Source organism: Paraburkholderia mimosarum LMG 23256 = NBRC 106338, assembly GCF_000739815.1.
Lineage (GTDB): Bacteria > Pseudomonadota > Gammaproteobacteria > Burkholderiales > Burkholderiaceae > Paraburkholderia > Paraburkholderia mimosarum.
On sequence record NZ_BBJJ01000060.1, the window covers coordinates 21,314 to 42,218 of the forward strand.

The 20,905-nt window shown below is 64.2% G+C and carries 18 protein-coding genes; 11 read left to right on the plus strand and 7 right to left on the minus strand.

Annotated elements, in window-relative coordinates:
• Positions 1-12: 12 nt before the first annotated feature.
• Together tdh and BMI01S_RS28805 are read right to left on the minus strand one after the other, a co-directional pair.
• A complete protein-coding gene (gene tdh / locus BMI01S_RS28800; protein ID WP_028209858.1) occupies positions 13-1,044 on the minus strand; it encodes an L-threonine 3-dehydrogenase in 1,032 nt (343 codons plus the stop codon).
• A gap of 17 nt (positions 1,045-1,061) precedes the next feature.
• Positions 1,062-2,261: a glycine C-acetyltransferase gene (locus BMI01S_RS28805; RefSeq protein WP_028229728.1), complete on the minus strand. Its 1,200-nt coding sequence runs from the start codon at positions 2,259-2,261 to the stop codon at positions 1,062-1,064.
• A gap of 140 nt (positions 2,262-2,401) precedes the next feature.
• On the opposite strand from BMI01S_RS28805, the gene BMI01S_RS28810 reads away from it, so the two are divergent.
• The 3 genes from BMI01S_RS28810 to BMI01S_RS28820 all read left to right on the plus strand — a co-directional run bounded on the left by BMI01S_RS28810 (position 2,402) and on the right by BMI01S_RS28820 (position 4,632).
• A complete protein-coding gene (locus BMI01S_RS28810) occupies positions 2,402-3,052 on the plus strand; it encodes a helix-turn-helix domain-containing protein (RefSeq protein ID WP_028229727.1) in 651 nt (216 codons plus the stop codon).
• A 100-nt stretch (positions 3,053-3,152) separates the two neighbouring features.
• Positions 3,153-3,560, plus strand: coding sequence for a DUF2471 family protein (locus BMI01S_RS28815; protein WP_028229726.1), 408 nt, complete (start codon positions 3,153-3,155; stop codon positions 3,558-3,560).
• Positions 3,561-3,639: 79 nt separating this feature from the next.
• Complete coding sequence (locus tag BMI01S_RS28820; protein WP_051381246.1) at positions 3,640-4,632, plus strand: tyrosine-type recombinase/integrase; 993 nt, start codon at positions 3,640-3,642, stop codon at positions 4,630-4,632.
• 134 nt (positions 4,633-4,766) lie between these two features.
• Here BMI01S_RS28820 and BMI01S_RS28825 read toward each other — a convergent pair whose 3' ends face one another.
• Positions 4,767-5,969, minus strand: a complete 1,203-nt coding sequence (locus BMI01S_RS28825) for a DNA-binding protein (protein ID WP_028209854.1) — start codon at positions 5,967-5,969, stop codon at positions 4,767-4,769.
• Between the two features lie 1,847 nt (positions 5,970-7,816).
• Between BMI01S_RS28825 and BMI01S_RS28830 the strand changes: the two genes are divergently transcribed.
• Positions 7,817-9,175: a replication initiation protein gene (locus BMI01S_RS28830; RefSeq protein WP_028209853.1), complete on the plus strand. Its 1,359-nt coding sequence runs from the start codon at positions 7,817-7,819 to the stop codon at positions 9,173-9,175.
• 117 nt (positions 9,176-9,292) lie between these two features.
• Here the strand turns inward: BMI01S_RS28830 and BMI01S_RS28835 are convergent, their stop codons facing one another.
• Together BMI01S_RS28835 and parA are read right to left on the minus strand one after the other, a co-directional pair.
• Positions 9,293-10,372, minus strand: a complete 1,080-nt coding sequence (locus BMI01S_RS28835; protein ID WP_028209852.1) for a ParB/RepB/Spo0J family partition protein — start codon at positions 10,370-10,372, stop codon at positions 9,293-9,295.
• Between the two features lie 24 nt (positions 10,373-10,396).
• Positions 10,397-11,059: a ParA family partition ATPase gene (parA, locus tag BMI01S_RS28840; protein WP_028209851.1), complete on the minus strand. Its 663-nt coding sequence runs from the start codon at positions 11,057-11,059 to the stop codon at positions 10,397-10,399.
• Positions 11,060-11,504: 445 nt separating this feature from the next.
• On the opposite strand from parA, the gene arsC reads away from it, so the two are divergent.
• Positions 11,505-11,858, plus strand: a complete 354-nt coding sequence (arsC, locus tag BMI01S_RS28845; protein WP_028209850.1) for an arsenate reductase (glutaredoxin) — start codon at positions 11,505-11,507, stop codon at positions 11,856-11,858.
• A gap of 344 nt (positions 11,859-12,202) precedes the next feature.
• Positions 12,203-12,757 carry an NADPH-dependent FMN reductase gene (locus BMI01S_RS28850; RefSeq protein WP_028209849.1) on the plus strand — a complete coding sequence of 185 codons (555 nt, stop codon included), beginning with the start codon at positions 12,203-12,205 and terminating at the stop codon, positions 12,755-12,757.
• 27 nt (positions 12,758-12,784) lie between these two features.
• Here BMI01S_RS28850 and BMI01S_RS28855 read toward each other — a convergent pair whose 3' ends face one another.
• Together BMI01S_RS28855 and BMI01S_RS28860 are read right to left on the minus strand one after the other, a co-directional pair.
• Positions 12,785-13,510 (minus strand): hypothetical protein, encoded by a 726-nt coding sequence (locus BMI01S_RS28855; protein WP_028209848.1) that lies wholly within the window; start codon positions 13,508-13,510, stop codon positions 12,785-12,787.
• A 122-nt stretch (positions 13,511-13,632) separates the two neighbouring features.
• A complete protein-coding gene (locus tag BMI01S_RS28860; protein ID WP_042291390.1) occupies positions 13,633-15,918 on the minus strand; it encodes a hybrid sensor histidine kinase/response regulator in 2,286 nt (761 codons plus the stop codon).
• A gap of 627 nt (positions 15,919-16,545) precedes the next feature.
• Here BMI01S_RS28860 and BMI01S_RS28865 point away from each other — a divergent pair.
• From BMI01S_RS28865 to hpnE, 5 genes are all read left to right on the plus strand, one after another.
• Positions 16,546-16,914 carry a response regulator gene (locus BMI01S_RS28865; RefSeq protein ID WP_028209847.1) on the plus strand — a complete coding sequence of 123 codons (369 nt, stop codon included), beginning with the start codon at positions 16,546-16,548 and terminating at the stop codon, positions 16,912-16,914.
• A complete protein-coding gene (locus BMI01S_RS28870; RefSeq protein WP_028209846.1) occupies positions 16,907-17,560 on the plus strand; it encodes a chemotaxis protein CheC in 654 nt (217 codons plus the stop codon). The genes BMI01S_RS28865 and BMI01S_RS28870 overlap by 8 nt, the downstream gene beginning before the upstream one ends.
• Positions 17,557-18,501: a sensor domain-containing diguanylate cyclase gene (locus tag BMI01S_RS28875; protein WP_028209845.1), complete on the plus strand. Its 945-nt coding sequence runs from the start codon at positions 17,557-17,559 to the stop codon at positions 18,499-18,501. Before BMI01S_RS28870 ends, BMI01S_RS28875 begins: the two co-directional genes overlap by 4 nt.
• A 275-nt stretch (positions 18,502-18,776) precedes the next feature.
• Positions 18,777-19,628 carry a presqualene diphosphate synthase HpnD gene (hpnD, locus tag BMI01S_RS28880; protein WP_028209844.1) on the plus strand — a complete coding sequence of 284 codons (852 nt, stop codon included), beginning with the start codon at positions 18,777-18,779 and terminating at the stop codon, positions 19,626-19,628.
• Positions 19,628-20,899 carry a hydroxysqualene dehydroxylase HpnE gene (gene hpnE / locus BMI01S_RS28885; RefSeq protein ID WP_028229725.1) on the plus strand — a complete coding sequence of 424 codons (1,272 nt, stop codon included), beginning with the start codon at positions 19,628-19,630 and terminating at the stop codon, positions 20,897-20,899. Before hpnD ends, hpnE begins: the two co-directional genes overlap by 1 nt.
• Positions 20,900-20,905 lie beyond the last annotated feature (6 nt).

The following is a 20,905-nucleotide window of genomic DNA, read 5'->3' on the forward strand; positions in this document are numbered from 1 at the left end:
GAGGCGGCGCGCTCAAGGCTCGGACCAGTCGAGAATCACCTTGCCGCTCTCGCCCGAGAGCATGGCTGCGAAACCTTTCTCGTAGTCGTCCACGTTGAAGCGGTGCGTGATGATGGGCGAGAGATCGAGCCCACTTTGCAGCATCGAGACCATCTTGTACCAGGTTTCGAACATCTCGCGGCCGTAAATGCCCTTGATTTCGAGGCCCTTGAAGATGACCTGATTCCAGTCGATGGCGGTTTGCGCGGGCGGAATGCCGAGCAGCGCGACCTTTCCGCCGTGATTCATCGACTCGAGCAGCGCCGTAAATGCGCTCGGCACGCCCGACATTTCGAGCCCCACGTCAAAGCCTTCGGTCATGTGCAGATCCGCCATCACGTCGCGCAGCGACTCGCGCGCGACGTTCACGGCACGCGTCGCACCCATCTTGCGCGCCAGTTCGAGGCGATAGTCGTTGACATCGGTGATGACGACGTTGCGCGCGCCTACGTGCTTCGCGATCGCCACGGCCATGATGCCGATCGGCCCCGCGCCCGTGATGAGCACGTCCTCGCCCACGAGGTTGAACGAGAGCGCCGTGTGCGTGGCGTTGCCGAACGGATCGAAGATCGCGGCGAGATCGTCGGAGATTTCCGGCGGGATCTTGAACGCGTTGAAGGCCGGAATCACGAGATATTCGGCGAACGCGCCTTCGCGGTTCACGCCTACGCCCGTCGTGTTGCGGCACAGGTGCCGCCGCCCCGCGCGGCAATTGCGGCAAAAGCCGCACGTGATATGCCCTTCGCCCGAGACGCGGTCGCCTGGTTCGAAGCCGCGCACTTCCTGTCCCATCTCGACGATCTCGCCCACGTATTCGTGGCCCACGTGCATCGGCACCGGAATGGTCTTCTGCGCCCAGTCGTCCCATTTCCAGATGTGGATGTCCGTGCCGCAGATCGCGGTCTTGCGGATCTTGATCATCACATCGTTGTGGCCGACTTCGGGTTTCTTCACGCGCGTGAGCGTGAGTCCCGGCGCGCGTTCGAGTTTGGCGAGAGCTTTCATTTGGTTCGCAATCCTTGTTAAATCACGCCGAGCTGCTTGCCCACCCGCGCAAAAGCGTCGACGGCGCGCCCGATCTGTTCGGGCGTGTGCGCGGCGCTCATCTGCGTGCGGATGCGCGCGCGGCCCTTCGGCACGACGGGATACGAGAAACCGATCACGTAGACGCCTTCTTGCAGGAGCGCGTCGGCCATCTTCGCGGCGACCTGCGCGTCGCCGAGCATCACGGGAATGATCGGGTGTTCGCCGGGCACGAGCGTGAAGCCCAGTGCGCTCATTTCGCGGCGAAACTGCGCGCCGTTCTCGCGCACGCGCCGACGCAGTCGCGCGCCTTCGTCGCTCGCAATCAGTTCCAGCACCGTGAGCGACGCGGCGGCAATGCTGGGCGTGAGCGTATTCGAGAAAAGATACGGGCGCGAGCGCTGACGCAGCAGGTCGACCACTTCCTGCTTCGCCGCGATGTAGCCGCCCGACGCGCCGCCAAGCGCCTTGCCGAGCGTGCCGGTGATGATGTCCACCCGTCCCGCCACCCCGCAATGCTCGGGCGTGCCGCGCCCATGCTCGCCGATGAAGCCCACCGCGTGCGAGTCGTCTACCATCACGAGCGCGTCATAGCGGTCGGCGAGGTCACAGATGCCCTTGAGGTCGGCGATGATGCCGTCCATCGAGAACACGCCGTCGGTGGCGATGAGCTTGTAACGCGCGCCGGCTTCGTCGGCTTCTCTCAGCTTTGCTTCGAGGTCCGAAAGATCGTTGTTCCTGTAGCGGTAGCGGCGCGCCTTCGAGAGGCGCACACCGTCGATGATGCTCGCGTGATTGAGTTCGTCGCTGATGATGGCGTCGTCTTCGCCGAGCAGTGTTTCGAAGAGGCCGCCGTTCGCGTCGAAACAGCTCGAGTAGAGAATGCAGTCTTCGGTTTGCAAAAAAGCGGCGAGCGCACTTTCGAGCTGCTTGTGCACGGTTTGCGTGCCGCAGATGAAACGCACCGACGCCATGCCGAAACCGTCGCGCTCGAGCCCGTCTTTCGCGGCGGCGATGAGGCGCGCGTCGTTGGCGAGCCCGAGGTAGTTGTTCGCGCAGAAGTTAAGCACCTCGCTGCCATCGGCAAGGCGGATATCGGCGGACTGTGGCGTGGCGATCACGCGCTCGTTCTTGTAGAAGCCGTCTGCGCGAATCTGGTCTAGCGTTGCGCGCAAGTGATCGATATACGGGGTACGCATGAATCGTGCTCCTGTCATAAGCCGCGGGCCGCCGCGGTTGCCGCGGTTTGATATAGTCGCCATCAGCCGCTGGCGAATATTTCCTTTATTTCGAACCTGCGTTCGATATGTCGAACGCACTCTAAACGATGAGGCCGTGAATGGCAAGCACCCGCAAAACACGCGCCGCCGCGGCGGCTCCTGAAACGCTCCCGTCGGCTGTATCGAGCGCTCTGCCGGCATCCGCCGTACCCGCCGCGATCGCGCCGCCGCGCGTGGGCGAGCAGATCCAGCGGCTGCGCACCGAGCGCAAGATGACGCTCGATGATCTCTCGCGCGCGGCGGGCGTCTCGAAATCCATGCTATCGGAAATCGAGCGCGACAAGGCGAATCCGACGATCGCCGTGGCCTGGCGGCTCACCAACGCGCTGGGCGTCAAGCTCGATTCGCTGTTCGCCGCTCCCAAGGCGCCCGAGGCCATCGCCGTTGCCGGGCCGCACGATATCCCGACGCTGCTCGGCCACGAGGCCGGTTATCAGTTGCGCGTGTGGGGGCCTATCGAGCTCGCCGGCCATTTCGAGTGGTATGAACTGACGCTCAAGCCCGGTGGTGCGCTGGTTTCCGGCGCGCATGAGCCGGGCACGCGCGAGCACCTCACGGTGCTGCAAGGCAGCATCGAGGTGGAGGCGGCGGGCACGGCGCAGCGTCTGAAGGCGGCGGACACGGCGCGCTACATCGCCGATCAACCGCACGCCATCCGCAACGCAGGCAAGGGCGAAGCGCGCGCGCTGCTCGTGGTGATCCACGGCTGAGAGCGCGCGTCACCGCCTGGGCTCCTGCCGATCGGATGAGGCTGCACGATCGGAGCGACTACTGTATATTCATACAGTGAAAGTCCGACTGGAGCCGCCGATGTCCCTCCCAACCGAACTGCCGCGCGAGCACGATCTCGCCGCCTTGCGCTTTCAGGCCGCCGCCCGCGACCTCGAACACATTGTCCGCAATATTGCGCACCGCTATATCGCTCAGCAGGTGCCGCTCACGTGGCGCCTGCTGCATGCCATCGAAGCGGAGGCGCTCGCCGACCTCGGCTTCGCCAGCCGTCACGACGCCCTCATGCTCGGCCTCTTTCAGCGGCCGGGCGGCCTCGCGTGGCCAGAGACGGACGACGCCGTCGACTTCGGCCGGTCCAACGCGCTGCCCGCCGTATTCGCGTTTGCGGTCTCGGCCTACGAACGCGCTGCGCAATGCGCAGAGGAAGCACGCCGGCAGGCGCGTCGCAGCGGCCCCACGCGACGCGCACGCGCCTGGGGCGGTTGAACGTGTATCGTGGACGTCGGGTCGCACCGATGACGAACCGCTATAATGTTCCAGCTACGCAACTAACGGAATGATAGAGATGGCGTCCTCCACTTCCTCACGCGACCTCTTCGACCAACAGCGCCAGGATTGGCAGCGCGACCCCGTCGCCGCGTTCGATGCGTGGCTCGTCTCCCAGGACTTGCGCCGTTCTTCAGCGGATGTCTATCGCGTGCAGTGGGGCCGTTTTCTCGAATGGCTCGCGCTCAAGCGCAAAACCATCATGACGGTGGACACCGGCACGATCGCCGAATTCGTCGCGAGTCTCGAGGTAAAAAAGCCGCAGCGGCTTCGCTATCTGCGGCTCATCGAGCGCGTGCTCGATCATGTTCGCGAGATCGAACTCGCCTCCACGAATCCCGCGCGCTTCATCGCGCAGGACGGTGAAGCCGCATGGCGCAACGCGCGCGAGAACGAGCCGACCGGATTTCTCACGCCCGCCGAGCGCGCCGCGATCATCGGTCAGCTGTTCTCGCCGCTCGTCGAGCCATCGGCTGCGAAGCGATGGCGGGAACGCCGCGACCGGGCGCTCGTCGCGATCTTTCTTGGCGGTGGGTTGAAAACGGGCGACGCCATCGCGCTGACGCTCGACTGCGTGGCGATCGGCTCCGAAGCGGTCACGATCGAAGCCGCCAACCCGGTATTCACGCGCGTGGCGCGGCTCGCGCCGTTTGCGGTCGATGTGCTGGGCGCATGGCTCGAAGCGCGCCGGCTCGCGGGATTACCAGGCCAACTGGTGTTTCCTGGATCGCCTTCTGGACGCGCGATGCACAAGGCCACCGTACTGCGCGCAATCGACGCGCTGATGGAAGCCGCCGGCGTGGCGCAAACGCGCGCCGAGCGCGCAAGCCCGCAGACCTTGCGCAACACGTACGCGGCGGATCTCTTCGAGCGCGGATTCGATATCGATCAGGTCGGGCAGTGGCTCGGTTTCCTGCAGCCGATTTCCGCCGGGCGGCTTCATCGCGCATGGAAGACATGGGCGGAACGCGAGGCCTTGAATCCGAATTCCGCCGAGAGCGACAAGGCGTGAAAGGCAGCACGGGCCGGCGGTTTCGCATGGAACATGCGACACGACCCTCTCCCGTAAAAGCTCACTGGCCGGGCCCGCGGGGATGCTCCATCCACGCCGGGCTGCCGGCTTCCCGGCTCCCGTAAACGCTCACCTCAAGCGCGTTCGCGCGCAGCGTTGGCCGCCATGAAGCGCGCGTACGCCCCCAGCTTCGACACCGCCGTTCCCGATGTGTAGTCACACTCGGGGCACGTGAACTCGAAACCATCGTCCATTTCAGACAACTCTGGTTCCCCTTCGTGGCAGTTAGGACACCGCGCCGGTAAGGCGACGTGTCCATCCGCCACCGTACCGAGGCTCGCGAGTTCCGCTTCCGAGAGCCGCCCGGCTTCGGCCAGCGAACACAACACCGCCGCGACAGAAGCATCGAGTCCCTGCTGACCGCGCAAGGCGGCGACCTCCCGGGTCAAAACTTCGACTTCGTCGGAACGCTCACGCAGCACCGCATCGAGCCGGTCCGCGCGAGCCTTCGCCGTCGCCAGCTGCTGGATGAAATCGAACTCCTTCTTGCTGGCGTCGCGCTGGGTCGCCTGCCAGGTCGCCGACATCGTGCGCAGGGAATCGAGTTCGACGAGCATCGGTTTCACGCGCCGCTCGGCCTCGGCAAGCGCGTCCTTGATTTGCTGCGCATAGTGCTCAGTGCTCTTGCGCATCTCTTCGTGCAGGCCGTCGATGCGATCACGCAATCCCGCATTGGTGGTCTGTTCCGACTCGATCCGCTTGCGCAGCGACTCGTTTTCGGCCTCGAGGCGCTGGATTTGCACCGCGAGGTTGCCGTGTGCCAGCACGTCTTGCGCGGATGCAGTAGCGAGCTGACTTTCCAGTTCGCGCACACGGACAAAAGCCGCTTCGATACGGGCTTCACTACGCTGCAGCATTTCATCTGCCGCCGCACGGCGGGCTTCGGCATCCCGGACGGCCTGCTCGGCATCGAGGCGCCCGGCTTCGAACTCGGCACGTTCTGCCTTCAGCGCATCGGCCGCAAGCGTCAGCGCTTCTTCGAAAAGCGCGCCAAGCAATTCACCCGCGCGTTCCTCCAGTGCGGGCGGGATGGACCCCACGCCCGCACGCACTTTCGACGTCGCGCGGATGCGTTGCCAGAAAAGCTCGATGTCCTTGGGAATGTCGCTCGCGCTGCCTGTCTGTGTCAGCTCACGGACAGCGGCCATCGACGGTTTGATCTCGAAGTCGAAAAACAGCCGTTTGCAGGCATGCAGAGATAGGTCTTGCCGGCGTGCGCCGTTTTTGCGCAATTGATCGAGCTCTTCGCGGATTGCCTGGCGGTCTTGGTCTCTCACGTTCGTCTTCTCGGCAGGGGAGTGGACGAATCATAACAAATTACGTTCTATTTGCTACGCTTTTCGAATTGAAGGCTGCGCAAGCCGGCGCAGCAGTCCTCAAGCGCGGTTTTACAACGCCAGTGACAGGCTTCCACGGAGCAATTGCGTGAAACAAATTGAACTTCGCAACGTAAACCGTTGTAAATATGCTGTTTTTCGGATGAATTTTACTGCGATGCGTTGTTTCACGCGAGCAGAACAGAGGCGTCGCGGCAGCGAGGTGGGGAATAGTGAATTTTTAAGCCGCTCACAGGGAGTCATCGTGCTTGAGAGTCATAAAAGTAAACACCCTTGATACCAGTTAAAAACGTTAACGCCATGGCAAACCCTTACCTGGCGGGCGTTTTCGACCGGTCAGGTGAAGCTTTACGGGAGCCTGGGTGAGCGGGTGCGGGAAAGTCCGGTGAAGGGCTTCGGGACGATGGGTGAGCCGGTGCAGGAAAGAACGTGAGCGGGTTCGGGATCGAGGCGATTCTTGACTGCTGCGCAAGGGTGAGAGGATGCGGGAGGCCGCCCCCGGACCGGTCACGGTTGGCAGTCCTCGCCGCGATAGTTACGTGAAACGCAACGGTGAGCGGATTCGGGGCCGCGGATTGGCGCCACTTTTGTGCGAGATCAGGGTGCTGCGAGGCATGCGGTGAGAAGAATCGGGAAAAAATACGGATCGAAGGTGAAGCTTTTCGGGAGCGGAAGGCCGAAACCTGATGAAATGGGCGCTTTCGCGCGCCATCGGTGAGCTTTTTCGGGAGGGTCATTGCAGGCCGGGCGGGCGGCTGTCCGGCCCGGATGCGTTTTCACAGGTTTTTTCGCCGCTAGAGGTGAGACTTTTCGGGAGTAGCCGCGGTGTCGCGTAGCCGGGTGGTTGCGCGGTCAAACGTACGCAAAGGTGAGCGTTTTCGGGAGCTGCATTTAGACCCGTTGATGCCCTGGATGAGCAATTACGGGAGAAAGTTGGCGTTCACTACGCTGCAATGGCCGAGATTGCGCGGGTTCAGGCGGGGCGTTGTCGGCTCGGGATGTTGCACCGGTGAGGAAATTCGGGAGCATTTTCCCGCTGCTAGTTCGCTTCCCATTTGGGCCGTTGCTGCTTGAGGTGAGGTGATACGGGAGCAGCGCGATGGGTTTGCCGGCCTTCGATGCATGTGGATAAGTTACGGAATCTATTGAGCTTTTCTCTATGCCCGTTCAAATGGTGAGCGTTTCCGGGGGCGTTCGCCTCAGGGCTGCTGGACCGTCCTGTCGCACCGAAGGTGAGCGTTTTCAGGAGTATTCGCCATCAGGCAGACGCGGCGACGGCGCTTTGAGGCCGACCGACACGGCGACCCTTTTTGGCTAATGGTGAGAATTTACGGGGGGCGATACGGGTTTTCGGACCTTCGGGAGGCCCATCTTTCGTCCGTTTTACCGAGAAAGAGGGTTTTGAGTCTAAACAGGAGGCACATTCAGCCTTTGCGGCGGCTTTGTGTCGTCAAGGCGAATATTTTTCGCTCAAAGGGAGGGCCGCCGGGATTCCGCCACCAGCAAAAGGGATTTTTCACTAGCCGGGAGAAATTTTTAAGGTGAGGGAATACGGGAGTCGTCATCGCCCGTTGACTCGAGCGGAAAAACACGGATCGTGCCGGATCGCGCGACACGCAAAGCACCCCGCCAGACGGGCGTCGGGCTAACGGTGAGCCGATACGGGGAGTCGTCGCGGTGAGCGGCGCACGCGATGCCTCCATCACCGGCAATGGTGAGGGACGCCCTATAGACGCCTATCACCACAGGCGGTATCCTTTCGCGAAATTCTCTCCTCGATCCGACGCATGGCCACGAAGCGCGTGAAAAAGACCGATGTGGTAAGCCCCAGCTCGGCGGAATTGCGCAAGGCCGTCGAGGCGATCGCGATCCAGCCGAAAAGCGGCAAGATCACCCTGCTGACCCGCAAGCTGTTCAACGTTCTCCTGGCCGTTGCCCAGCAGGCCGACGAGTCTGGCGATACCTATCGCGCGCTGCTTTCGGACATCGTCGCCAACTCGGCGTTCGATTCGAACGATACGGCGCTCGTAAAGGAGCATCTGCGCCGCATGGTGTCGGTGCAAGTCGAATGGAGCCAGGGCACATCGAGCCAGAAGCCCGGCCGCAAGTGGGGCATCTCCACGCTGATCGCGGACGCGGAAATTCTCGAAGATCCGCAAACGCGTCGCGTCTGGGTGGAATTCTCGTTTGCGCCGAAGATCAAGAAGAAGCTGCTGGACCCGGTCCAGTACGCGCGCCTGAGCCTGCAGTTCCAGAGCCAGTTGCGCAGCAGCGCAGGGCTGGCGCTATACGAGATCTGCGTGCGCTATCTCACGAATCCCAGCCATCTGACGATGCGCGAGACCTGGGAGTGGTGGCGCCCGATCCTCTCGGGCACGCCGGATACCGAAGCGGGCGACGAGGCCAAACGCGAATACAAGTATTTCAAGCGCGATTATCTACGGCCCGCGATCGCCGAAGTCAACGCGGTGACGAACATCTTCGTCGAGCTGATCGAACATCGCGAAGGGCGTCGTGTCGCCGAAATCCAGTTTCGCGTGACCGAGCGCAAGCAACCGATGCTCGCGCTCGACGAGCACCCCAATGTGTTCGACAGTACGCTCGTCGACCGGATGGTCAAGATCGGCATTCCGCTCAAGGAAGCGCAATCGCTTTATGCCGACAGCGAGGAAAACCGCATCCGCGCCGCGCTGCAGTTGACCGAACAGCGTATGCGCAGCACGAGCTTGCCGCCGGTGCGCAGCGCCGCGGCGTTGTTCAAGGACGCGCTGAAGAAGGGCTATGCGCCGCCGGTCGAAACCGCGACGGGCGCCACGCCGGCGGTTGGCCGGTCAGCGGCCGCGTCCGTGACGGCGGACGATCCGAAGGCGCGTCTGCTCGACGAGTACGCGGCTTATCGGCGCAAGGAGGCACGCTCGCTCTACGAGGAACAGGGCGACACAGAGCGCGAACTGGCGCGTCAGTCATTCGAGGCAGATGAACTGCCGGTACTGGGCGCACACTTGCGCGATGACTGGCGCCGCCGTGGGCTTGAATCGAAACTGGCAGACACGGCGTTTTTCGACTGGCTCGCACGCAAGACCTGGGGCGAACCGACCGACGGTGACCTTCTGGCGTTTACGCTCAGCCAGTCGCGCGCGGCCTGAGCTGTCGCTGGGTAACAGCCTGACCTGACCATGAGCCGTGGGCCGCCCCATCCGATGCGGGGCGGTAAGGCGATCGCCGGCGGTCTGCCACAATGACCGCCAAGCGGTTTTCCAGCATTATTTATTTTTCAGGATCTGCTCGATCTGCTGAAGAATCGAGTCACGTCGATCTTTGGTCAGGCCTTTCAGCCGCAGTTCCAGCCGGTCGTCGCCGTATGACTTCAGGTCGCCGACGGCCACACCATCCAGCTTGATCTCCAGCCGTTGTGCATAGCGCTGACGACCCGCGGGCTTCGGGCTTTCCTGCGCATTCGCCCGGCCTTTCACGATATCGGCCACCTGGCGCGTGCTCAGATCGTCGGCGACGATCCGGTTGATGAGACGCAGCGTGGCATCCGTTCCGCGCGCGCCGTGATAGCGCCCAACCTGGTAGGCCATGTTCGAGCCGAAGCGGTCCGGGCGCGCGACCATCTCCTGCATGACCGATTCCGGCAACTTGCCGATCGACAGCGCAACGGCAACGGTCGATTCGTCGAGTCCGAGATGATCGGCAAGTTCGCGCTGGCTCTGGAAATGTTTCTCGTCGATGAATCGCTTCCAAACGACCGCATTGTCGAAGACGGTTTGTGAGTCGCGCTGAACGTTCAGGTCGTAACCGAGCTTGTAGCTCTGAATGCCGATCGGCAGATCGACAACGATGGCTTTGACGACCTCCTTGTTTGCTTCTTTCAGTGCGCGCACCCGGCGCCCGCCATCGCTCACGTAGTAGCTTCCGGGCGCCGAATAGTCTGGTATCACGTGAATCGCCTGTTGCTGGCCTTGCTTTGCGAGGTTGACGGCAAGTTCAGCGATCGAAGCTTTCAGATAAAAATGACGAGGGTTGAAGGGGCTCGGCTTGATGTCCTTGAGAGGCAATTCGATGATTTGCCCCGGGCGGTAGCCGCGCGCCATGCGCCAGGCGCGGTATTCGGCCGACTCATTTTCGAGGCCCGGCGTGTCTTCGAGCGCCGGTGCGGCGGCAGGCTCGAAACCCGGCACAAGCGCAGGCTGGCTCGCATGTCCCGCGACCTCTCGCGTTTTTTGCGGGTCCTGGACGAGTCCATCGATGGCGTTCAGGCGATCGAGTGCGGTGCGCTTTTCGCTGCTTGTCGTATCAGGGCGTGCCTGAAAGCCTTTGGCGAACTGGGAGGGTTTCATTCAGGGTCCTTTATGCGCATAAAGTCAGGGAAGCATGGCCGCGATCTCGTCGGCGCATGCGCGCACTTCGACTGCGGCGAGGCGCGCGCCGCGGTCGTTCATTTGCAAAACTGTCTGGCCTAGCGCCATTGCCTGCTTGTACGCCTCGCGGGTTGGAATCTGCGTTCTTAGCAGTGGGAAGCCTAGTTCTTCGAGGGCGCGTTTCAGTTCGCGTGTAAGCATGCGCTTCTCTTCGGTCTTGTTCAGCAGGAATACGGCGCGCAGGTCTTCATTCATGACCTGGGCCTGCTGGATCAACTTGACGAGACCGACGCTCGACCAGTAATCGGCTGGGGACGATGAGGTGGGAATCACGGCGACAGTGGCGGCCAGCAGCACGACGCCGGAAACCTTCTCCGTGATCGACGGCGGGCAATCCACGACGATCACGTCGTAGTCGTTGATGAACTTCTTGATCTCCCGATGAATCTGGCCGCCGGCTTCTGAGAGATTGACCACCGGAAACGGGATGCCGGTTTCGCCATCGGCTGACGCACTGGCCCAGTGTACCAATGTGTTTTGACCGTCGGCATCCACGACGAGAACTCGCTTCCCCTTCTCGTGAAATGCCGCGCCGAGATGCATCGCGATCGTGCTCTTGCCGACCCCGCCCTTTTGTTGCGTGACTGCGATTATCTCTGCTGCCAATTGGTATTCTCCGCTTTTGCTAATAGCTTGGGATTCTACCTGGATTGTTTTTCGATTCAACGATTTTGATGCAATTCGTCGCTGAATTAGCCACACGGACAAGGTTTATGCGCATAAAGCCCCGCGACGGGCTAGGCAAATCACATCGTGGTTACATTCGGCATGCGCCATCGGCGCTGGTATTCACCTCGCCGGTGTTACTGATGCCGTCGTGCACCCGAGCGTCTTTATGCGCATAAAGTCCGCAGACGCTCTCGGCCTAGGGTCTGTCCTCTACGGGTGACGTTGCCCGAATCGCACAAGAGGCCCGTTCCAGCGATTCGCCGTTAGCGACCGGATCGCGCCTACGCACACATCGTAAGTGGCCGGCACGCCAGCTAAAATCACAATTCTCGTCGGCTGTTCCCAATAGTCGCCCATCCCCCCTTCTCGCACGCCTGAAGTCATGATCACGATCTACCACAACCCCCGCTGCTCCAAATCCCGAGCCGCCTGCGAACTGGTCACCAACGCCAGCGCGAGCGAGCCTGTCCAGGTAATCGAATACCTGAAGCACCCCCTCACCGTCGAGCAACTCAAGGCGCTGCATTCGATGCTAGGCGGCGAGCTGCTGGAAATGGTTCGCACGGGCGAAACCGAATACAAGGCGCTCGGTCTCGATGCTGACGGCGTCACAGAAGATCAGCTGTACGAAGCAATTTCGCGGCACCCGATCCTGCTTCAGCGACCCATCGTCGTGCGCGACGGCCGCGCCGTGATCGGCCGTCCGACTGAAAACGTCGCGGCGTTGCTCGACTGAAGGCGGTCGCACCTGCCATCGCCGCCGTTGCGTTGGCGCGCCGGCGGGAACCTCGCCGATGTGCGCCCGCGTGCATGACTGCGGCGCAATGGCCGTTATGCCCGCGCGCAAAGTGCATCTTTGCGAACCTGTAGACGAATCCGACGCGAGGTCCGTATATATCGGCCCTCCGCCTAAGTTGTCCACAACTTTATGCCCAAAAATTGTGGATAAATGTGCGCAAGCGAGAATTATCCACAGAGGCTATCGTGCGGGTTGCGCGCGTCTGCATCGCCGGATTTCGCGTGCGCCTATGATGTTGCTTCCATCCACTGCGCTTCGTGCGCGCTCTCGAGGACACTGAAATGACCTACAAAATTGCGGTCGTGATCGGTAGTTTGCGGAAGGACTCGTTCAATCGGCAACTTGCGCATGCGGTGACGTCTCTCGCCCCCGCCGATTTCACTTTCGACTATGTCGACATCGGCGTGCTGCCGCTCTACAGCCAGGATTACGACGCGGACTATCCGGAAGTGGCGCGCCGGTTCAAGCAACAAATCGAAAGCGCCGACGGTTTCCTCTTCGTCACACCGGAATACAACCGGTCGATGCCAGGTGTGCTGAAGAATGCGCTCGACTGGGGTTCGCGGCCATGGGGCACGAATTCGTGGCGCGGCAAGCCCGGTGCGGTTCTCGGCACCTCGGTTGGGGCGACCGGCACGGCGCTCGCGCAGCAGCATCTGCGCAATGTGCTCGCGTATCTCGACGTCGCGCTGCTCGGGCAGCCCGAGATCTTCATCAAGCATGACGCCACCCGCATCAACGAGAAAGGCGAGATCGTCGCTGAGGACACGCGCAAATTCCTGCAAGGGTTCATGGATACCTACGTGGCCTGGATCAAGCGCCAGCTCGGCCGCTGACGCCCGATCTCGCGCATGCGCGCAAATTCAGTGCAGCGAGCGCGGCGGCATGTCCCTATGATGCTCAGGCGTGTCCTCCTCATACTCGAGGAATTCGTCGGGAATCTGCGGCGCGGCGCCAGCGGCGGGTCGCGTCGCCTCGGGCGCGGCAGGAATGTCCACATGATGCACGCCCATCACCGCGCCGGAGCCGGGCGCGCTCGCCGACGTGAGCACGGTTGCTTCCGCTTCGCTCGTCGGGCGCATGGATTCATCCGCTGGTGCGACGGTGGGGTCCGGGAACGTGGGTTCTCGCGGGGCCTCGCCCGCTGACCCGGTCTGAGCGGCGCGGCGCCGCATGGCCTCGGCGAATTCCGAGAGACCCAGTTCATCGAGCGCCGAATGCTCGCGCGCAAGCGGACGGTCCGCCGCAGGCCAGCCCCACGACGTGCCGCGAAGCGCAACGTCCATCGCGTGTTCCTCGCGCAGCGTTTCGTAAGCGAGGTTGGCGTGCACCTCGTCGCTCACGTGCACGCCAATCCGCACCGATTCGCCCGACGGCGGCGGCATGCCGGTCTGGGCCTCCGTTGTTCGCCGCACGTCGCCCGTCGCCGAAAAGAAACCTCCGACAAGACGCTCGATGCCGGCCAGCACGCCCTCCGTGCGCGCCGGCAAGTCGATATCGCTCGCCGCGAAGCCGCGCTGCAACAGCGCGGCCTGCGCATGGCGCGCTCCCTCGTAGGTCTGGAAAACGCCCGTCACGATCTGTTTCATGGCAGCCTCCTTCGCCAGATTGCGACACCGTTCCCATCATGCGCCGAATGGCTCAGGCTGTGCACGGCGTCTCGCCACGTGTTTGGCGGGTCGCGCTGCCCGCAGCAAGCGCCGTGCCTCGCTCAGTGCGTGTCGCGGTCCGTCTCGAGCGTCGCATCGCGCTCGTCGCTTGCGCGGCCGTGCCGGTCCTTGCGGATCCCGTCGAGCATTTTCTCGAGCAGCGCGATGTCGAAGGGCTTCGAGAGCACGCGCACATCCACGTTGCGCGCGCGGTCGAGCTCTTCTGCGTAGCCTGTGACGAGGATCACGGGCAACCCCGGCTTGAGCCCTTGCAGGGTCTCGGCGAGATCGATGCCGTTCATCGTCCCCGGCATGTGGATGTCGGACAGGACGAGATCGAAGCGCGGCGTATCCTCGCCGTCGAAGTGTGGCGCCTCGATCCGCTCGAGGGCGCTTGCCGCGTCGCTTGCGCAGGTCACGCGGTGGCCCATCATTTGCAGCAGCGCCTCGGTCCCGGCGGCGACTTCGTCGTTGTCCTCGACGAGCAGCACGTTCAGCCCTTGCTGCACCTCGGGGGTTTCCTCGCGCGCCTCGCCCGGACGCTGCGCGGGAGGCTCGGCGAGCGAGCGCGGCAGATACAGATGCACCGTCGTGCCGGCGCCGATCGCACTGTCGATCGCGGCGAGTCCGCCGGAGCGCTCGCAGAACGCGAATACCTGCGGCAAGCCGAGGCCCGTGCCCGTGCCTTTCGATTTGGTCGTATAGAGCGGCTCGAACGCGCGCGCGAGCACGCCCGGCGGCATGCCGGCGCCGGTGTCTTCGAGCGTGACGTGGACGAACTCGCCGTCGAGCGGGAAGCCTTCGCCGGGCCGGAAGGTGATGTTGCGCGCCCGCACGGTGAAGCGGCCGCCGTTGGGCATCGCGTCGCGCGCGTTGACGGCCAGGTTGATGAGCGCGAGTTCGAACTCGGCCACGTCGACGAGCACGGGCCACACGCCGTCGTCGACTTCGACGACGAGCGACGCCTTCGCGCCCAGCGACGCGCGCAGCAACTCGCGGGCCGCGGGCAGCCAGCGCCCGACGTCGATGGTCTCGTTGCGCAGCGGCTGCTTGCGCGCGACGCCGAGCAACTGGCGCGTGAGCGACTGGCCGCTCTTGAGCGCGCGCTCGACCGCGGAAATTTCGCGCTCGAGGCCCGCCGCGCCGCGCCGCCGCACGATCTGCACGTTGGCCGAGATGATCATCAGCAGATTGTTGAAGTCGTGCGCGACGCTGCCGACGAGATTGCCGAGCGCTTCCATCTTGCGCGCCTGCCGGTAGGCGGACTCGATCGAACGTCGCATCGAGGCCTCGGCTTGCCAGCGCTCCCATGCCTCCTCTTCGGCGGCGAGGCGCCGCAGCGAAAGCCAGATCACGCACCACAGCGCGATCGACGGCGCAAACATCGAGATGATGAGCACGCTCAGGTGCCGGTACCAGGCCGCCCAGATTGCCGGCGTGCGATACGCGCAGGTTACATAGACGGGGTAGCCGCCCACGCGCCGGTACGCGACGATCACGTTGCTGTCGAGCACCGCGGAATGCATGCGCACGACGCCGGACTCGCTGCCGCGCGCGAGCGCATCGTCGAGCGGCGAGCGCGGCGTGATTGCGGAGGCAGACGCGCGCGGCGGCGGACCGAACGCGAGGATCGCGCCGTCGCTGCGCACGAGCCCGAGCGCCATCGGCGACGCGGGGCCGAGCAGATCGCGATAGAACGAGCTGAAATAAGCCGTGCGCAGCGCGACGGAGACGAGACCCGCGAAGGCATCGGCGTCGTTGCTGCGCGATACACCCATGTTGAACACGGTTTCGCCGTTCACCTGGCCTGGCATCACGCGCGAGACGTGCTCGAGCACGCTGCCATCGCGTGTGCCGGTGAAGTCGTCGCGCGTGGCGATCGAGAGGGGCGGCGGCGGAGAGTAGCGGCTGCTCGCGAGCAGGTCGCCGTCGCGCCCGAAAATCGACACGGCGGCCACCTGCGGAAAACCACCGCCGATGTCGTCGAGCTTCTGGTGGATCTGCACCTCGTTCGCGCGGATGCCGTCGTCGTCGAGGCCGCGCACGAGGTCGCTCACGCGCGCATCGAGCGCCTCGTTCATGTCGAACACCTTGAGCGCGTGCTCTTCGGCCACGCGCAAGGTGCGTAGCGTGATATCCGTGGCGTCGGCTTCGCGCATGCGCAAATCGTTGTACGCCATGGCGATCACGTAGACGCAGGGCAGCACGATCGCCGCGACGAGCAGCGCGAGCAGCGTGCGCCGGCGCACCTTGAAGTCGTGGCCTGGCGCGGCCGGAAACGGGGCCTCGTTGGCGGGGCGTGGCAGGGATTCGTGTTGGTCTGGCCGCTCGGGCCGGTCAGCAATCATCGTACGGAAAAACAGGGAAAAGGCCGCGGAGCATGCGACATGATAAACGACCGCGATGACACGCCGATTCACGGCCAACTACAAGGTCAGGGCCGCCGCGCCGCGCGAATGTTCCCGCGTGCCTTGCGTTCAGCGGTTTTCGCTCGCTTCGCGCCGAATTCGCGAAAATCGGCGAAGCGCAAACGTACCACACAGGGATAATCGACGCCCTTTAATTAGGGGAATGATCATTTATTTCGAAATATTCGCGACTCTGAGTTAATTTTGTTCGTTCATCGATTAACGACGAGTTGCATTTGATTCAATTTGATTCGAAAATCGCGGAGACGATAAATAACGCGTTCGCATGAAATCCGCGCGCCCGACCACCGGAGCGCGGGCATGCTACGGGGTGGCGGCACACATGTAGACCAAGTCTTTCGCGACCGGGGGCGTGTTACCGGTATCCGTTGCGCGATGCCGCAGCCGCGATTTTGCATAGATGCAAGGTCGCTCCAGCCAGCCCAACCAATACGCATAACGAGGCTTGCTCGCAATTTTCTTTGCCGTTTCCCTAAAGTCATTGCGCGTGCTGCCGTTAATCCGTCGAAACGCACTCCGTCCAACGCACACCCATTCAGCATATCCATGTCCTTGCCCATCGTGATCGCCGATGATTCGCTGTTAGCCCGCAAGGTGCTCACGAAGGCGTTGCCCGAGGATTGGGACGTCACGATCTCGTACGCGTCGAACGGACTCGAAGCGCTCGAGCATTATCGTGCCGGTCGCGCGGCCGTCATGTTCCTCGACCTCACGATGCCCGACATGACGGGTTTCCAGGTGCTGGAAGCGTTGCAGCACGAGGATCTGAACACGTTCGTGATTGTCGTTTCAGCGGATGTCCAGCCTCTTGCCCGCGAGCGCGTGCAGGCGCTCGGCGCGGCGGCGTTCGTCGCAAAACCGGTAACCCAGGAGGCGCTGCTGCCCATCCTGAAGGAGTACGGGTTGTATGCCTGATCGAGTGTTCACGGAACTCCAGCGCGACGCGCTGCAGGAGATCGCCAATCTCGGCATGGGGCAGGCGGCCACGCGGCTATCGGGGCTGCTCAACGCCTTCATCGAGCTTTCGGTGCCGCGCGTGCGCGTGGTCGCCGTGTCGGAAGCCGCGGCGGCGCTGCGCGAGATGACCGGCATCGACGGCCCCGTCGCGGCCGTGCGTCAGGGCTTCCGCTCGGAGATCAAGGGCGAGGCCCTGGTGATCTGCCGCAGCGGCGAAATCGCCGAGCTGGGCAGTCTGGTCGGCGGTCGCGCCGACGATCACGATGACGAAGCGCATCACGGCACGCCCGGTGTCGACGACGCGCTCACCGAAGAAGAACTGATGTTCGACGTCGCCAACGCGCTCACGGGCGCGTGCGTCTCGTCGATGCTCGATCAGCTCGGGCGCATGCCCATCTTTTCGCAGCCGGGGCTGCTCGGCGAGGCGATCATGCTCGACCAGGTGTTCCAGCCGGGGCTGCTCGCCTGGGACGTCGCGCTGCTCGTCGAAGTCAATTTTGCGCTGGAAGACCAGCGCTTTCGCGCTCACCTCGTCATGCTGATGGCCGAGGAATCGATTCACGTCGTGAGCCGGGCCATCGACGCACTGTTGCACAGCCTATGAACGCGCCAGCCGGGTTGCCATCGCTTTCGGACCTCGTCGTCGAACGGGTGGGGTTCGGCATTTTCGTGGTCGATCGCGACATGAACGTGCTGATGTGGAACCGCTTCATGCAGGACCACAGCGGCGTGCCGGCCGACGAGGTAATCGGCCGCCCGATATTCGAGCGCTTTCCGGACTTGCCGCGCGCGTGGCTCACGCGCAAGGTGGAGAGCGTGTTCCAGCTGGGCAGCTTCGCATTCAGCTCGTGGGAGCAGCGTCCCTATTTGTTCCAGTTCGACCATGACCGGCCCATCACGGGCGGTGTGGATTACATGCAGCAGGACTGCACCTTCATGCCGCTCATGCGCGGGCGCGACGTGATCGCCGTGTGTGTGACGATCTCGGACGTTACGCACGTGAGCGTCATGCAGCGCGAGCGCGAGGAAGCGGTGGCCCAGCTGCGCGAGTATGCCGATCGCGACGGCCTGACGGGCATCGCGAACCGGCGCTATTTCGAGGCGCGGCTCGCCGACGAGTTCCAGCGCTGGCAGCGCTATGGCGGCGAGCTGTCGATGCTGTTGTTCGACCTCGACCACTTCAAGCGCATCAACGACGAGTTCGGCCACATGGCCGGCGACACGGTGCTTCGTTCGATGGCGCAGCGCGTGTCCGGCGTCGTGCGCAAGCAGGACGTATTCGGCCGCTTCGGCGGCGAGGAGTTCGCGCTGCTCCTGCCGTGCACGCCCCTCGACGACGCCCTCTACGTGGCCGAGAAAATTCGCTGCACGATTGCCGACGAGCCAGTCGAAGTCCAGGGCGTGATCGTGCCGGTGACCGCGAGCGTGGGTGCCGCCACCGCACGTACCGGCGCGCCCGATTACGAAGGCATGATCAACGAGGCGGACGCCGCCCTCTACACCGCAAAGCGCCAGGGGCGCAACTGCTCGGTGGCGCTCGCCTGAGTCACCAGGGGCCAAGCGCGCCATCCACGCGCCGCCTTCGGCCGCGCACTCCCTTGCCCGACTGGGGCTCGTCAGCGGGCCGCCCTACGCGGGCCGCCCTACGCGGGCCGCCCCAAAGGTTGCTATACTTTTGGCCGTTTCCGGCCTTGCGCGCCTCCTGGCAGCCGATTCCAGGGCCGGTGCCTCGCGCGTGTCCGCGCGCGCGGGCGACCCGCGGCAATGCGGGCCCGAATAGAGTCAAAAGCCCGTTGAGGGCTCCCCCAGCGGAGATCGTCTTGGCCGTTTCCAACCTCGTCGTGGACGATACACAACAAACCGACGCAGCTGCCGCTTCGTCGGGCAGCTCGTTTTATCTGGCGATGCGGATCCTGCCGCCTGCGCAGCGCGACGCCATGTATCAGGTCTACGCTTTTTGCCGCGCTGTCGACGACATCGCGGACAGCGACCTGCCGCGCGCCGAGCGCGCGGCAGGGCTCGATCAATGGCGCGCCGACATCGATGCGTGCTATGCCGGCACGCCGCGCGCCTCGCTCGCGGCGCTCACGCGCCACATCCATACGTTCGGGCTCAAGCGCGAGGACTTTCACGCGATGATCGACGGCATGGCCATGGACGCCGCCGAGGACATCTGCGCCCCCGACGAGGCCACGCTCGACCTGTACTGCGACCGCGTCGCGAGTGCGGCCGGCCGGCTGTCGGTGAGGATATTCGGGATGCAGGACGAGCCGGGCCACGCGCTCTCGCACCATCTGGGGCGCGCGCTGCAACTGACCAACATCCTGCGCGACATCGACGAAGACGCGGACATCAACCGCTGCTATCTGCCGCGCGAATTGCTCGCGCGCGAGGGGATCGCGCCGGGCAATCCGCACACGATCGCCGCCGACGCCGCGCTGCCGCGCGTCTGCGAGACGCTCGTTGCGCGCGCGCGCGCTCACTTCGCGCAGGCCGACGCGATCATGGACGCCGCGCCCCGCGTGCAGGTGAAGGCGCCGCGCATCATGTCGGGCGTCTACCGGGTGCTGCTCGAGCGCACCGTGGATCGCGGCTTCGATCTGCCGCGCACGAAAGTCAGCAAGCCCCGCGCGCGGCTGATGTGGATCGTCGCGCGTTACGCGCTGTTCTGATGCCTCGGCTAGTCCACGTCATCGGCGCTGGGCTTGCGGGCCTCGCGACGGCCGTGCGGCTTCAGCGGCGCGGCGTGCAGGTGGCGCTCTACGAGGCCGCCGGCCAGGCAGGTGGACGCTGCCGCTCGTACTACGACCCCACGCTCGGGGCCACGCTCGATACGGGCAACCATCTGGTGCTGGCCGGGCATGCGCGCACGCTGGAATACGTGCGTACGATCGGTGCCGGTGACGCGCTATCAGGCGCCAACGAGCCCGGTTTCGCGTTCATGGACGTCGCGGCGCGCTCGCGCTGGACGGTGCGCTTTTCACGCTCGCGCATGCCGTTCTGGATCGGCGACTCGCGCTCGCGCGTGCCGGGGACGCGGGCCGCGGACTATCTGTCGGTGCTGCCGCTGCTGTTCGCGAAGCCGGGCCGCACGATGGCGCAAACCATGCGCTGCGAGGGCGTGCTCTGGGAGCGGCTGCTCCATCCGTTCTTTCTCACGGCGCTCAACATCGAGCCGCGAGTGGGCAGCGCGCAGCTGGCGGGGGCGATGTTGCGCGAGTCACTCGCGGCGGGCGGCGAGGCGTTCCGGCCACTGTCGGCGCGTGGCGGCCTTTCCAGCGCATTCGTCGATCCGGCGTTGCGCATGCTCCAGCATGGCGGCGCCGCGATCCGCCTCGACTCGCCGCTGCGGGAGATCGCGTACGACGACGCGGCGCGCCGCGTCGTCGCCCTCGATTTCCCGGACGGACGTATCACGCTCGCTCACGACGAAGCGGTGGTGCTCGCCGTGCCCGGCACGGTGGCCGCGACGCTGGTGCCGGCGCTGCAGGCGCCGCAGCGCCACACCTCGATCGTCACGGTGCACTACTCGGTGCCGGCGCCGGCGGGCCTCGTCACGCCGATGGCGCTCGTCAACGGCACGGCCCACTGGCTGTGCGCGCCTGAAGGGCGTCTGTCCGCGACGATCCACGACGCACATCGCATGCTCGACGTCGACCCCGACGAGATCGCATTACGGGTCTGGGCCGATGTGGCCGCGGCAGCCTCGCTGCCGCTCGAGCCGCTGCCGGCGTGGCGGGTCTGCGCCGAAGTGCACGCGACCTTCGCCGCGGTGCCCGACGAGGAGTGGCGGCGCCCCGCGACGCGCACCCGCTGGAGCAATCTGATGCTCGCGGGCGACTGGACGGCTACCGGTCTGCCCGCGACGATCGAAGGAGCGATCCGTTCAGGCCGCAAGGCTGCGGAGCTGCTCCTGACCGAAAATTTGGAACGTAGATGGTAACTGTTC

Bases quoted from the DNA above. Each gene is read 5' to 3' on its own strand.
- tdh (WP_028209858.1), bottom strand. From the start codon at position 1,044: ATGAAAGCTCTCGCCAAACTCGAACGCGCGCCGGGACTCACGCTCACG.
- BMI01S_RS28805 (WP_028229728.1), bottom strand. From the start codon at position 2,261: ATGCGTACCCCGTATATCGATCACTTGCGCGCAACGCTAGACCAGATT.
- BMI01S_RS28810 (WP_028229727.1), top strand. From the start codon at position 2,402: ATGGCAAGCACCCGCAAAACACGCGCCGCCGCGGCGGCTCCTGAAACG.
- BMI01S_RS28815 (WP_028229726.1), top strand. From the start codon at position 3,153: ATGTCCCTCCCAACCGAACTGCCGCGCGAGCACGATCTCGCCGCCTTG.
- BMI01S_RS28820 (WP_051381246.1), top strand. From the start codon at position 3,640: ATGGCGTCCTCCACTTCCTCACGCGACCTCTTCGACCAACAGCGCCAG.
- BMI01S_RS28830 (WP_028209853.1), top strand. From the start codon at position 7,817: ATGGCCACGAAGCGCGTGAAAAAGACCGATGTGGTAAGCCCCAGCTCG.
- BMI01S_RS28835 (WP_028209852.1), bottom strand. From the start codon at position 10,372: ATGAAACCCTCCCAGTTCGCCAAAGGCTTTCAGGCACGCCCTGATACG.
- arsC (WP_028209850.1), top strand. From the start codon at position 11,505: ATGATCACGATCTACCACAACCCCCGCTGCTCCAAATCCCGAGCCGCC.
- BMI01S_RS28850 (WP_028209849.1), top strand. From the start codon at position 12,203: ATGACCTACAAAATTGCGGTCGTGATCGGTAGTTTGCGGAAGGACTCG.
- BMI01S_RS28855 (WP_028209848.1), bottom strand. From the start codon at position 13,510: ATGAAACAGATCGTGACGGGCGTTTTCCAGACCTACGAGGGAGCGCGC.
- BMI01S_RS28860 (WP_042291390.1), bottom strand. From the start codon at position 15,918: ATGATTGCTGACCGGCCCGAGCGGCCAGACCAACACGAATCCCTGCCA.
- BMI01S_RS28865 (WP_028209847.1), top strand. From the start codon at position 16,546: ATGTCCTTGCCCATCGTGATCGCCGATGATTCGCTGTTAGCCCGCAAG.
- BMI01S_RS28870 (WP_028209846.1), top strand. From the start codon at position 16,907: ATGCCTGATCGAGTGTTCACGGAACTCCAGCGCGACGCGCTGCAGGAG.
- BMI01S_RS28875 (WP_028209845.1), top strand. From the start codon at position 17,557: ATGAACGCGCCAGCCGGGTTGCCATCGCTTTCGGACCTCGTCGTCGAA.
- hpnE (WP_028229725.1), top strand. From the start codon at position 19,628: ATGCCTCGGCTAGTCCACGTCATCGGCGCTGGGCTTGCGGGCCTCGCG.